Origin of the sequence: Micromonospora sp. NBC_01405 (assembly GCF_045040155.1) — a bacterium.
GTDB lineage: Bacteria > Actinomycetota > Actinomycetes > Mycobacteriales > Micromonosporaceae > Micromonospora.
Genome location: NZ_CP109532.1, coordinates 1,268,206 through 1,281,142 on the forward strand (window position 1 = coordinate 1,268,206; position 12,937 = coordinate 1,281,142).

General features: G+C 71.3%; 12 protein-coding genes. 6 read left to right on the plus strand and 6 right to left on the minus strand.

Translation table 11 applies throughout. The features are described from left to right. Positions 1-6: 6 nt before the first annotated feature. A complete protein-coding gene (locus OG559_RS04830) occupies positions 7-2,469 on the minus strand; it encodes a putative bifunctional diguanylate cyclase/phosphodiesterase (protein ID WP_405112864.1) in 2,463 nt (820 codons plus the stop codon). Between the two features lie 112 nt (positions 2,470-2,581). On the opposite strand from OG559_RS04830, the gene ilvD reads away from it, so the two are divergent. Beyond that, positions 2,582-4,429: a dihydroxy-acid dehydratase gene (ilvD, locus tag OG559_RS04835; protein ID WP_405112866.1), complete on the plus strand. Its 1,848-nt coding sequence runs from the start codon at positions 2,582-2,584 to the stop codon at positions 4,427-4,429. A gap of 101 nt (positions 4,430-4,530) precedes the next feature. On the opposite strand, the gene OG559_RS04840 is transcribed toward ilvD, so the two are convergent. From OG559_RS04840 to OG559_RS04850, 3 genes are all read right to left on the minus strand, one after another. Further along, entirely contained in the window at positions 4,531-5,067 is a 537-nt protein-coding gene (locus OG559_RS04840) for a hypothetical protein (RefSeq protein ID WP_405112868.1), read from the minus strand. 118 nt (positions 5,068-5,185) lie between these two features. After that, positions 5,186-7,123, minus strand: a complete 1,938-nt coding sequence (locus OG559_RS04845) for a hypothetical protein (protein WP_405112870.1) — start codon at positions 7,121-7,123, stop codon at positions 5,186-5,188. Beyond that, positions 7,120-7,371 carry a hypothetical protein gene (locus tag OG559_RS04850; protein ID WP_396676289.1) on the minus strand — a complete coding sequence of 84 codons (252 nt, stop codon included), beginning with the start codon at positions 7,369-7,371 and terminating at the stop codon, positions 7,120-7,122. The genes OG559_RS04845 and OG559_RS04850 overlap by 4 nt, the downstream gene beginning before the upstream one ends. 273 nt (positions 7,372-7,644) lie before the next feature. On the opposite strand from OG559_RS04850, the gene OG559_RS04855 reads away from it, so the two are divergent. The 5 genes from OG559_RS04855 to OG559_RS04875 all read left to right on the plus strand — a co-directional run bounded on the left by OG559_RS04855 (position 7,645) and on the right by OG559_RS04875 (position 11,037). Then, positions 7,645-8,529: a helix-turn-helix domain-containing protein gene (locus tag OG559_RS04855; RefSeq protein WP_405112872.1), complete on the plus strand. Its 885-nt coding sequence runs from the start codon at positions 7,645-7,647 to the stop codon at positions 8,527-8,529. Next, the gene (locus OG559_RS04860; RefSeq protein WP_405112874.1) at positions 8,522-8,710 is read left to right on the plus strand and encodes a DUF397 domain-containing protein; all 189 of its coding nucleotides are present in this window, start codon (positions 8,522-8,524) and stop codon (positions 8,708-8,710) included. The genes OG559_RS04855 and OG559_RS04860 overlap by 8 nt, the downstream gene beginning before the upstream one ends. Positions 8,711-8,804: 94 nt before the next feature. Then, on the plus strand, positions 8,805-8,984 hold the full coding sequence (locus tag OG559_RS04865; protein WP_405116391.1) for a DUF397 domain-containing protein: 180 nt from the start codon (positions 8,805-8,807) through the stop codon (positions 8,982-8,984). A 141-nt stretch (positions 8,985-9,125) separates the two neighbouring features. Next, positions 9,126-10,454, plus strand: a complete 1,329-nt coding sequence (locus tag OG559_RS04870; RefSeq protein ID WP_405112876.1) for an ATP/GTP-binding protein — start codon at positions 9,126-9,128, stop codon at positions 10,452-10,454. Positions 10,455-10,542: 88 nt separating this feature from the next. Further along, a complete protein-coding gene (locus tag OG559_RS04875) occupies positions 10,543-11,037 on the plus strand; it encodes an RloB family protein (RefSeq protein WP_405112878.1) in 495 nt (164 codons plus the stop codon). A 177-nt stretch (positions 11,038-11,214) separates the two neighbouring features. On the opposite strand, the gene OG559_RS04880 is transcribed toward OG559_RS04875, so the two are convergent. Beyond that, a complete protein-coding gene (locus OG559_RS04880; protein WP_405112880.1) occupies positions 11,215-11,718 on the minus strand; it encodes a hypothetical protein in 504 nt (167 codons plus the stop codon). After that, entirely contained in the window at positions 11,715-12,920 is a 1,206-nt protein-coding gene (locus tag OG559_RS04885; RefSeq protein WP_405112882.1) for a DUF4407 domain-containing protein, read from the minus strand. The genes OG559_RS04880 and OG559_RS04885 overlap by 4 nt, the downstream gene beginning before the upstream one ends. Positions 12,921-12,937 lie beyond the last annotated feature (17 nt).

Genomic DNA, 12,937 nt, shown 5'->3' on the forward strand with positions numbered 1-12,937 from the left:
ATGCGGTCAAGCCTGCCGCATCTCACGCGATGAGTCAACTGATCCCACATTTTGGTTCACGGGCGTCGGTGACGTGCTCTCCGGCACACCGGCTCCGACCGCCCCCAGCTGCGCGGACGCGCCCCCGTCGGGGCGTTGGGCGGGCATCGTCGGCAGCCGCCGCGGACGCGCCGCCGCGGGCAGGGCCGGCACGGCGGCGGGGTGCCCGGCGGGCGGCGCCGACACCGGGGCGTGACGCGCCCCGCCGGACGTGGCGGCCTCCAGCATCGCCTCCAGGTGCTCGCCCGGCACCCCCCAGCCGAAGAGCGCGCCCTGGCCCCACCGGCAACCGGCGGCGACCACCGCGGCCAGCTCGGTGGGGGTGGTCACCCCCTCGGCGATCACCTCCATCCCGAGCTGGTGGCCCAGCCGCATGACGATGTCGACCATCGGGGCGAAGGCCGGGCCGTCGGTGCCCACGGGACGGACCGGCTCGTGCTCGGCGACCAGGCTGTGGTCGATCTTGAGGATGTCGATCGGCAGCCGGCGCAGCTGCCCGAGCGACGAGTACCCGGCGCCGAAGTCGTCCAGGGCGATCCGGACGCCGGTGCGCCGCAGCGCGGTCAGCCGCCGGACGAGTTCGTCGAGGTCGGTCGCGACGGCGTGCTCGGTGACCTCCAGCACCAGCCGCTGCGGCGGCACGTGGTGGGCGCGCAGCGCCTCGGCGACCTGGACCACGTACTCGGGGGCGTGCAGCTCCCGGGGGGAGACGTTCACCGAGACCCACACGTCGTGCCCGTCGGCCAGCCAGCGGGAGAGCTGGTGGCACGCCTGGTGCAGCACCCACGCCCCGAGCTTGGCGATCATCCCGCACTCCTCGGCCAGCGGGATGAACTCGTCCGGACGGACGTTGCCCAGCTCCGGGTGGTGCCAGCGCAGGAGCGCCTCCGCGCCCACCGGGCGCACCGACGGCAGCGACGCCACCGGCTGGAACACCAGACGCAGCTCGTCGCGCTCGATCGCGCCGCGCAGCTCGTGCTCCAGCGTCGTGCGGCGACGCAGCAGCTCGTCGTAGGTGGCGTCGTAGTGCTCGATCCGGTTCTTGCCGCGCTGCTTGGCGTAGCGCAGGGCCAGGTCGGCGTGGCGCAGCAGCAGCTCGGTGTCCGGCTCGTCGGGCTGCCCGGCCACCCCGATGCTGACCGAGAGGAAGACCGGCCCGCCCGGCTGCTCGTACGGGCTGCCGAGCAGCCCGAGCAGCCGCTTGGCGACCCGGTTGGCGTCGGGCGGGCGGCCGGGCATGAGCACCGCGAACTCGTCGCCGCCCAGCCGGGCGGCCAGGTCGCCGGGGCGCAGGTTGCCGCGCAACCGCCGACCCACCTCGGCCAGCACCTCGTCGCCCACGTCGTGCCCGCGCATGTCGTTGACGTTCTTGAAGCCGTCCAGGTCCAGGCCGAGCAGCACGCACGGGACGCCGGAAGCGGTGCTGTCCTGCAGGGCACGCAGCAGCCCCCGCCGGTTGGCCAGGCCGGTCAGCGGGTCGGTGTGGGCCAGCTCCCGGAAGTGCGCCTCGCGCTCGGCGAGCCGGCTCGCGTACCGGCGCACGTCGTGCAGGGCGAGGTACTGCCGGGCCACCAGCGCGAACCCCTCGACGCTGCCGGCGACGATGCCCAGCGCGTCGAACCGGCCGCCCTGGAGCAGGTGGTACATCGCGGAGGCGGCCATCGCGCCCATCGGGACGAAGGCGTACGCGCCGTCCCGGCGGATCAGGTCGACGTCGAGCTGCCCGGGCGGGGCGGCCCGGTGCACGGCCCGGTGCACGGCCAGCGCGGCGGTCAGCAGCCCGGCCGCGAGCAGGACCGTGCCGGCCAGCAGCATGCCGGGCACGGCCTGGCAGAGCCCGCCGGCGATGCCCAGCCCGCCGCAGGTGACCGCCGTGATCCCGGCGCCGAGCCAGACCAGCCGGCGGCGGGGCGCGGCGGCCCGCATGAGCACGATCAGGGTGAGCCCGGCGATGAGCGTCACGCTGACGCTGGCCAGCAGGATCGGCGCGCAGGCCGCCGGGACGGCGGTGGCGAGCAGCCGGGTCGGCTCGGAGAGGAGCACCCAGCCGACGAACCAGAGCGCGGTCGCCATGATCAGGCCGTCGAGCACCAGCCGGGCCGTCGCCGCCCGGGTGGGCCCCGCGCCGGTCAGCCGGAGCAGGCCCGCGCCGAAGGCGAACGCGCTCACCGCGGTGTCGACGGAGACCAGGGTGGCCCAGCCGACGCGCAGACCCTGCTGACCGGCCAGGTGCGCGCCGCCGACGAGCGGCACCACCCACCCGATCAGCAGGCTGAACAGCGCGAACGCCCCGGCGGCGGCGACCAGCGCGACGGCCTGCCCGGGCCCCCGCCCCGCCCGGCGGGCGAGGACGACCAGCAGCGCGGTGGCGCCGGCGGCCACGAGGCCGCTCAGCACCGCCACAGCGATCATGCCCGGGGGGAAGCGCACGTCCTCAACTGTGCCGGATGCCCGCTCGGCGTGGGGGGCCGGGTGCGCAACTGTTGGGACACGGCGCGGCACCCCTGGGAGCGCCCCGGCCGACGGTGCAAGACTGGTACGCATGCCTGAGCTGCGGTCGAAGACCTCCACGCACGGCCGGACGATGGCCGGCGCCCGGGCCCTGTGGCGGGCCACCGGGATGACCGACGACGACTTCGGCAAGCCGATCGTCGCCATCGCCAACAGTTTCACCCAGTTCGTGCCCGGCCACGTGCATCTCAAGGACATGGGCGGTCTCGTCGCCGACGCGGTGACCGAGGCCGGCGGGGTGGGCCGGGAGTTCAACACCATCGCGGTCGACGACGGCATCGCCATGGGTCACGGCGGGATGCTCTACTCCCTGCCCAGCCGGGAGCTGATCGCCGACGCGGTGGAGTACATGGTCAACGCGCACTGCGCGGACGCCCTGGTCTGCATCTCGAACTGCGACAAGATCACCCCCGGCATGCTGCTGGCCGCGCTGCGGCTGAACATCCCCACCGTCTTCGTCTCCGGCGGCCCGATGGAGGCCGGCAAGACGACGGCGATCGAGGGGATCGTGCACTCCAAGATCGACCTGATCGACGCGATGGTCGCCTCGTCCAACAACGCGGTCACCGACGACCAGCTCGGCGAGATCGAGCGGTCGGCCTGCCCGACGTGCGGCTCCTGCTCCGGCATGTTCACCGCGAACTCGATGAACTGCCTCACCGAGGCGATCGGCCTGGCCCTGCCCGGCAACGGCTCGACGCTGGCCACCCACGCCGCACGCCGGTCGCTCTTCGTCGAGGCCGGCCGCACCGTCGTGGAGATCGCCAAGCGCTGGTACGACGGCGACGACGCCTCGGTGCTGCCCCGGCGGGTCGCCGACCGGGCCGCGTTCGAGAACGCGGTCGCCCTGGACGTGGCGATGGGCGGGTCGACCAACACGATCCTGCACCTGCTCGCCGCCGCCCGGGAGGCCGAGATGGAGTTCTCGGTGGCCGACATCGACGCGATCTCCCGTCGGGTCCCGTGCCTGGCCAAGGTCGCCCCGAACTCGCCGCAGTACCACATGGAGGACGTGCACCGGGCCGGCGGCATCCCGGCCCTGCTCGGCGAGCTGGACCGAGCCGGCCTGCTGCACCGGGACGTGCACGCCGTGCACTCCCCCAGCCTTGCGCGGTGGCTCGCCGACTGGGACGTGCGGGGCGGTTCGGCCACCCCCGAGGCGGTCGAGCTGTTCCACGCCGCCCCCGGCGGGGTGCGCACCACCGAGCCGTTCTCCACCACCAACCGCTGGTCCACGCTGGACACCGACGCGGCCGGCGGCTGCGTGCGGGACCTCGCCCACGCCTACAGCGCCGACGGCGGGCTGGCCATCCTGCACGGCAACCTCGCCCCGGAGGGCTGCGTGGTGAAGACCGCCGGGGTGCCCGACGAGTGCCTGACCTTCCGCGGCCCGGCAAAGGTGTACGAGTCCCAGGACGACGCCGTGACGGCGATCCTGGCCAAGGAGATCGTGGCCGGGGACGTGCTGGTCATCCGGTACGAGGGCCCGAAGGGCGGCCCCGGCATGCAGGAGATGCTCTACCCCACCTCGTTCCTCAAGGGCCGGGGGCTGGGCAAGGCCTGCGCGCTGCTCACCGACGGCCGGTTCTCCGGCGGCACCTCGGGGCTGTCCATCGGGCACGCCTCCCCCGAGGCGGCCTCCGGCGGCCTGATCGCCCTGGTCGAGCCCGGCGACGAGATCGTCATCGACATCCCGGCCCGGTCGATCGAGCTGAACGTGCCGGACGACGTGCTGGAGGCCCGCCGCGTCGCGCAGGAGAAGCGCGACAAGCCGTTCACGCCGATCGACCGGCAGCGGCCGGTGTCGGCGGCGCTGCGCGCGTACGCCTCGATGGCCACCTCGGCCAGCGACGGCGCGTACCGCCGGGTGCCGGAGTAGGCGCGGGGCCCCTGCCGTCACTCCCGTGCCCGGCAGGGGCCTCCCCGACGCCGCGCTCGCCCGTCCGGCCGGGGCTCCCCGACTCCGTCCACGAGCGACGCTCAGTACCCGACCAGGGCGATGACGAGCGACGACACCGCAGCGGCGAGCAGCACCCCGCCCGCGCCGATCCCGACCGCCGCGCTCACCGGCACGGCGCGGGCCCGGGCGACCGGAACCGCCGCCAGCGCCGCCGCCGTCACCAGGGCGGCGACCACGTGGATCAGCGGATAGTCGAGCAGCGCCGCGACCGGGAACAGGTGCACCCCCACCACGAGGGCGACCCAGACGGGGATCAGCTCCCGGCGGCCCCGCAGGGCGAGCAGCCCGGCACCGAGGGCCGCGACGCCGAACTCGATGCCGACGACCAGGCCGAAGGTGCGGCTGGTGTCGGCGTCGAAGGCCGTCGGCTCGGACCAGCGACGCCAGGTGAGAATTCCGCCGGCGACGAGGGTGAGCAGCGAGAGCACCGATCCGACGCCGAGCACCGGACGCCAACTTCTGGGCGGCGCCTCCTGGGCCCAGCCGAACCAGCTCGACGCGAAGAAGCCGAACACGACTGCTGTGGCCGACGCGTCCCGCACGTGCTCCGCGATCATGGTTCCCCCTCGGTGGTACGGCGTCGGCGGGCCGGCCTTCCGGCACGACGGCCACCCGATCTTGGTAGATCCTTCCCGAGGATCGGTGCCGGGCGGGCATCGGGGGCGGACAGAGCCGTCAATCGGGGATCCGCAGGTCGAGTCCTGTGGTGACAAGGCGGATTCCCTCGTCGTCGTGGTGGTGGAGGGCGCATCCGGCTCGGGTGAACCGGACGGTGACCGCCCGCCCGGCGTTGCGGGATGCCACCCGCAGCAGGGCCGGCACCGGGTCGGCCGGCACCGGGCGGGGAGCCGACTGCGGCAGCGGGACCGCCATCTCCGGGTCGGCCGGGACGGTCTCGGGGAGGGCCGCGTCGAGGCCGTCCAGGCAGTCCGCCAAGGCCGCCTCCAGGCTGGGCCGGCACGGCAGGTCGTCGGGGCAGACCGGGGCGGCCAGGGATCGCAGGTCGACCGACCAGAGCAGCCCGTGCGCCCGCAGCGGGTCGGCCGAGTGCCCCCGCAGGTCGAGCACGCCCACCACCAGGGCCAGGTCAAGGCCATGGGCGAGCCGGAGCAGCTCGGCCAGCGGGGGCGCGTCGGGACGTACCGCGGCCACCAGGAGGCGCGCGGCGGGCAGCCCGGGGCGGACGACGGCCACCTGCTCCCCCACCGGGTCCGCGCCCGCCCAGGGCAGGGTGACGTAGCCCTCGCGCACGTCCGGCGGGATCTCGTGGCCGCCGTCGGCCTCGGTGAGGTCCTCCGGGCGTACCCCGAAGCCGGTCGCCCACGCGCCCAGCCGGTAGCGGCCGGACAGCCGCACCGCCGCCCGCCCGCCCGACCTGTTACCGGCCAGCGTCGCCGCATCCGGCGCTCCCGTGTGCCAGGCCAGGTGCACCACCCGGTGCCGCAGGTCGGTGATGGTCACCAGCACCGTCCGGTGGAGGCGGCGGGTGCCGCCACAGGTGACGCAGGCCAGCCCGGACGGGCGGCAGTCCGGGCAGGGTCGCCACGGCACCGGCTCGCCGAGCCAGGGTGGGTCGGGCGGCTCGGCGAGCCGGCGCAGCGGCACCCGTACCCGGCGAACGACCTGGCCGGTGGGCTGCCCCACCAGGGTCTCGACCGCCTCGCCGTGGCCCAGGCCGGTGTGCCACCAGCAGCCGTCCCGCCAGACGGCCTGCGCACCGGGCAGCCCGTCGCCATCCTCCGGGCCTGCGCAGTCGGCATGGACCCGACGCGCGATCCCGGCCACGTCGGTCGCCGTCGGGTGAAGGGGGCGGGGAAGGTCGGGGCGGAGCATCCGGGCGGGGGCGCTGCGGCCTCGCTCATTGAGCCCGGCCAGCGCGCCGGCCATGTCGGTGGCGGCCAGGGCTGCCGACAGGTCCGCGTGGGGCTCCGTCGGCCCGGTGGGCACGGGCGAGCCGGGCACCTCGTACCGGATGTCCCAGCGAAGGGCGTCGCCGTGCCGGCGGGCCTCGACGACCAGGTCGAGCAGCAGCAGGTCGGCCAGCGCGCAGAGTCGGGCCAGCCGGGCTGCCGGGTCGACCGGGGGCGGTGGGCTCGACCGGCCCACCAGCACCCGCCACGCCGGCCGGGCGGCCTCGGCGACGGCCCGACCCTCCAGCTCGTGCTGCTCGTCCGCCGGCAGGTCGGGCCGCCAGGCCGGCGGCAGCCGTACGGTCAGCGGGTCGACGGTGGCGGCGACGCCGGTCGCGGCGGCCAGCTCGCGTACCCGGGGAGTCAGGTCGGCCACCCAGTCACCCGCCGGGTCCGGACGGGGGTCGAGGGCGCCGGGCGCGACCAGGTGGGACGCGACCGCGCCCGTGTCCAGGTTGGCCACGGTCAGCACGAGCTGCGTGCGGCGGCGACCGCGCCGGCCGCAGCGCAGGCAGGCGACTGCGACGGTCCCGACGCCCCGGCACAGCTCGCACTTCCGGTACGGCTCCCGGCGCGGCTCCGCGTCGCCGGGCGGGCCGTCGTCGGCCAGGAACCGATTGCCGTAGCGGGTGCAGCGGCAGGGGTCGAGACGGAAGGTCGCGCCGTCGCAGTCGGGGCAGGCGACGGTGGGCGCGCCGGTCACCGGGGCCGCCGACCCGTGCAGGGCCCGTCGTGGTCGGTGCGGCGCACGCAGCGCGTACGGTCCGGCAGCGGCAAGTCGCAAAAGACCCGATGGCGTACGCCCTGGTCGTCCTCGGCGGAGACGGTCGTCTCCCCGGCGTCCACGTCGGGCAGGAAGGTCACCGACCGGGCCAGCGCCCCGGCGAACCGGCGGGCGGCGGGCAGGTCGGCGGCGGTGAACGGCAGGTGCGCCACCCAGCGCGGGCTCACCGGCCGAGCGCCGAATTCACCGACCCGACCGAACACGGTTGACGAGAAAACGCGCGCACGACAGACCCACTTCCTCTCGGACGGCTGACCGAATCAGCAATTGGTGAACCGTAGGAATTTCTCGGTAATCGCCTTTGTCAGAGCCATCTTGTAAGGTCGGAAGCGCTATCACAACGAAGGTTGCCTCACACTGTTCAGCCAATTGTCTGCAACATTCCCGTGTTTCAGGACGGGCGTCGAGATGTTGCAAAACGGAACCGGGAAGGAGGCCGGATGGCCGAGGACATGGGATCGACGGTGCCCCGACGCAGGCTCGGCAGGGCGCTGCGTGACCTGCGCAACGAGGCGGGGATAACCCTCGACGCCGCCGCCGAGGCGCTGGAGTGCAGCAGGCAGAAGGTGTGGCGGATCGAGAGCGGGCTCGGCTCGGCGCGCAGCGTGGACGTCCGGGCCATGTGCGAGCTGTACCGGACGAAGGGCGACCTGACCCGCGCGCTCCTCGCCCTGGCCAGCGAGACGAGGGCGAAGGGCTGGTGGCACACCTATGGCGACGCCATCCCCGACTGGTTCGAGTTATACGTCGGCCTCGAATCCGCCGCGTCACAGTTGCGCTTCTACAAGAACAGTCTCGTGCCGGGCATTCTTCAGACCCGGGACTACGCGCTGGGCATCTACCGGATCGATCAGCCGGACCTGAGCGAGGACGAACGCGAACGGGCCGTCGAGCTTCGCCTACAACGGCAGTCGCTGCTGACCCGCCGCCTGCCCCGGGCACCGCAGGTGCAGGTGGTGCTCTGCGAGTCCGTGTTACTCCGGCCGGTCGGCCACTCGACGACCATGGCCGAGCAACTCCGGCACCTGCTGGAGGTCAACGGCCAGTCGAACGTCTCGATTCGGGTCCTGCCACTCGCCGCCGGCCCGCACCACGGCACCGTGGCCGGCGAGTTCGCCCTGCTCGACTTCCCGCTCGGCAACCGAAGCACCCCCGACCCGTCCGTGATCTACAGCGAGTCGATCACCGGCGCTCTCTACCTCGACCGGCCGTGCGAGTTCGCGGCCTACGAGAAGGTGTGGTCGAGTCTGCTCGCGCTCACCCTCGATGAGGGACAATCGATTCAACTCATTAACAAGATCATCGGGGAGGTTCATCGTGGTTGACTTGACGGGCGCGTGCTGGCGCAAGAGCACCCGCAGTGCCGGCAACGGCGGTGAGTGCGTCGAGGTAGCCGACAACCTGCCCGGCGTCGTCGTCGTACGCGACAGCAAGGACCCGGCGGGGCCGGTCCTCAGCTTCACCCCCGCCGCCTGGACGGTCTTCACCGGCGCAATGGACGGCTGACGACGCAACGCAGCGACACCCAGGGCCCCGGCGAAACCGCAAGGTGCCCAACTTGATGTACGGGAAATCACCAAGGAGGTCGATCGTGGTTGACATGACCGGCGCACGCTGGCGTAAGAGCACCCGCAGCGGCAGCAACGGCGGCGACTGCGTCGAGGTGGCCGACAACCTGCCCGGCATCGTCGCCGTACGCGACAGCAAGGACCCGGACGGCCGGGCGCTCGCCTTCCCGACGGCCACCTGGACCACCTTCGTCGGGGCGATCCGCCGCTGACGGCGTACACCAAGATCGCTTGAGTGCCCCCGGCGGACCCGCCGGGGGCACTGCTGCTTCCGCAGGGCTCTCAGCCGCCCCTTCGTGGTTTACTCGCAGGAATGAGCTTGTAGCCGCTCATCACCTAGGGACACACGGTCGATGCTGCTGAGTTTTCGCTTTGCCAACCACCGCTCGTTCCGCGACGAGCAACAGCTCAACCTCACGCCTGTCTACGGCGACGGGACCGAGGCCGGCGAGCCGGCCTCGCAGGCCGTCCAGGTCATCGGCGTCTTCGGGGCGAACGCGTCGGGCAAGTCGAACTGCCTGGGCGCGTTGGCCTTCATGCGGCAGATGGCCGTGCAGTCCGACCGGGCAGTCGAACCCGGCGTGGGCCTGTCCCGGGAGCCCTTCCGGCTGGACCCGGCGGTCGCCGCGCAGCCGTCGCAATTCGTCGTGGATCTTCTGCTCGGCGGGGTCCGACACACCTACGGCTTCACGATCGACGACGAGCGGGTGTTGGAGGAGTGGCTCTACCACTACCCGGTGGGGCGCAAGAGGCGCGTGTTCGAGCGCGACGGGGACGACTTCAGTTGGGGCGAAGAGTCTGGCCGGCACAATGACTTGGAGCAGATCGCGGGCATCACCGCGCCGGCCGCCCTGTTCCTCAGCACCGTCGCTCGCTTCGGCCACAGCCGTCCAGCGTCCGATCCGGCGAACCCGCAGCCGCTGCACGACACCTATCGCTGGTTCTACCTAACCGGTCAAGGCACCGGCACCGAGTTCGGATTGTCCGCTGCGGTCCACACCGGCTGGACGGACATCGAGGAAATGCGGCGGGTCATCGTCGACCTGTTGCAGGCCGCCGATGTGGGCATCATCGACGTACTGATCAGACCAGACCCGAGCGACAGGGAAGCCCTCTCGGACCCGAACGCGCAGGGAATGCTGAGCCGGCTGAGAGCCGCCGGAGCGGCAGCCCTGCGCCCACCCCGGATCCAGTTCGCACACCAAGGCCCCCACCGCGCGGCCTTGCTCGACCTTCATGACCAGTCGACCGGCACCCGCCGGCTCCTCGCCCTCGGTCTGCACGCTGCCGAGATGCTCCGGACCGGAGCCACGATGCTGGTCGACGAGATCGACGCCAGCCTACATCCGATCCTGACCGCGAAGCTGATCAGCCTGTTCCGCAGCCCGAAGGCCAACCCATTGGGCAGTCAGCTCATCTTCACCAGCCACGACGCCGCGCTACTCGGCACCCTCGACACTGAGGAGATCCTGCGCCGTGACGAAATCTGGTTCGTGGAGAAGGACGACGGGGGTGCCTCCTCGCTGTATCCGTTGACCGACTTCAAGCCACGCAAGGAGGGCGAGAATCGCCAGCGCCGCTACTTGAACGGCAACTATGGCGCGGTTCCCGACCTGTCCACCCACCTGTTCGAACAGGCCCTTGCCACCCGTGGAGGCTCGGATGACGCCGCGGCAGAGTGACCGGCGAGCGTCCGGTCCGCTACGTTCCGGCCATGGCCGCGAGACCGATCTCCGGCGACGCCCAGCGACCCGGGAGCAGCGGACAACGGTGCTCATCGCCACGAACGGCAAGTCCACGGAAGTGGACTACTTCGACGGGCTCAAACAGGAACCGTGGGTGCGCTCCCGGGTCGTCGTCGTACTCGAACGCGGCTCGCCGGTCGACCTGGTACGGGGTGCCGCGCGCCGCCGCCAGCGCGACGACTTTGACGAGGCGTGGGCCGTCTGCGACGTGGATCACTACCTGACCACACCAGCGACCCGTGAAGCCGTCGCCGCCGATGTGAAACTGGCCTGGTCCAACCCCTGCTTCGAGGTGTGGCTGCTGCTTCACTATGAAAATTGCACCAGATACGTGGAGAACGCCAAAAAAGCACGCGACCTGCTACGGAAGCACGACCCCGACTGGGACAAGACCGCGCTCAACTTCGACAGGTTCCGCAACCGAATCGAGGATGCCCTCCGGCGGGCGGATCGGCTCGACCCGCCCCCGAAGAGCAATCCGTCCACCAGCGTGGGTCAGATCATCGCGGCGCTTCGCTGAACACCGGCCCGTCCTACTTCCAGCTTGGCGCTCCCACACTGGAAAGCTCAAGCCAAGATCAGATAAGCATGGTTTAGTCGGCCTGACGAAATCGGGGATGGACCGACTCACTCCGCGACATTAGCCACCTACGTCCGAAAGATCAGACCGGCTCGCTGACGGGCGCGAAGGGGCGGGTCAGTTCTTGCGTCGGAGATCCAAGCCGTAGACGAGCAGGCCCGCGCCCACAACCAGGCAGGTCATCATGACGAGGACCCGGCCCTTGGGGGAAGCCGGGGTGAAGCAGAAGGTGATCAGTTCCTGTATGCCAGCCCCGAGGAATGCACCGCCGAAGGCCAGGGCCGATGTGCGCCGGGTGTCGCCGTCGGTGCGGATCAGCTCCTTCGTAGCGACATCGATATGAATCTTGGAGACGGTCTCCAGGCCTCGCAGGCGGGCGATCCGGATGGCCCGAATCCCGATCTCCCTGATCAGGCGGGTGTTCGTCTTGAGGAGTTCGGCCGCGCCCTGCCGACCGAAGTCGAGCGGGGTGTCGCCACCGGTCAGTTCCTCCTGGATCTGCCGCAGCGCCTCATGCAGGTCCCTGGTGCCCCCGGCGAAGTCGAAAGGCGCACCGACCGAGTCGTCGCCAGTGCTCCAGCCATCCGTCCCCGTCCCGTCCCGCCTGGTGGTCTCCGTCATCCTCGCACCTCCGGCCGGCCGGAAATCTCGGACGTAAAGTCCTGCTGACGCTCTTCCAACGCCCTGAACAGGTCCCTTGCGACAGTCGCTCGATCGGCCGCCAGCGAGTCGATGTTCTCCTTTTCGAGCATTCGGACGACGCGATCGTGGCCCGTGACGCCCATCAGGATCCTCATCAAGGCGGGAAGCATCTCGATCAGGATGATCGTCAGGCGGAGGGTCCACTCAGCGGCAGCTACGTATCCCCCCTCGGCGGTCAGCTCGCCCAGGGCCTTCAGGCGCTCCATAATGCCGACCTTGCCCTGGCTCTGGCGTGCCCTGGCGACCTCTGTCTCGATCTCCCCCTCGACATTCTCGGAGGCACGGGCCAGGAACTGCCCCGATTCCTCGCGGAGGGCGGAGGTCGAGTCGTTCAGCTTCCGTAGCTGGTCCTGCTTGTCGGAGAGGCCGATGTCTCTGGCGTAGCGATCCGCGATCTGGCGCTTGAGCCTGCAACTCGGCCCTTGGCCCGGCCTGCCGCTAGCGCTCTCGCCCGCTTTCCCGGTGCATTCCTTGACCGCGTCCTGTTGGAGGCGACTGGACTCGGAGGAGATGAACTTGATCTCCGCCTGGAGCGTCGCGGCCTCCCGTCTGGTTCGCGATAGATTATCGAGCTTTCCCAGCACCGGGCCGAACGATTCCAGCCGCCGCCCTTCACACGCCGGGGAGTCGGGAGCGAGCGGCGTCCCGTCGGTTACGAATCCATTGCAGGCCCGCAGCTCGCTTTCGAGCCGTAGGACGGACTCCTGCCTCGATCTCGCGACATGTTCCTCGATGGCGGTGTGGAAGATGCCCAGGAGCAACGGCTCAGCCAGGATGACTCCGAGCAGGACCGCCAACGCGAGCCTGCTCAGGGTCCTCGAAATCGCCTGCCGCACGGCGCTGACGGCGGAGGCCGTAGCCAACCACCGGTCCAGGCTGAGGATCAGGGCTCCCCAGAGCAGCGCGATGAACGGAATCGACCAGTTGAAATAGCCGAAGGAGTAGTAGAGAGCCAAGCCGAGGGACAGCGTCGCAAAAGTACTCGTGATCAGCACCACGGACCCGAGGCTCGTGTACCGGATCCGCTCGCTGGGCACCAGGGTGAGGATGTCCTCGCGCGCCCCGGCCAACGAGCGCAGGAGCCGCGTGACACTGAATGATCGAGTGGAGTGGCCGCTCAATTGGTCTCCAGGTTCGC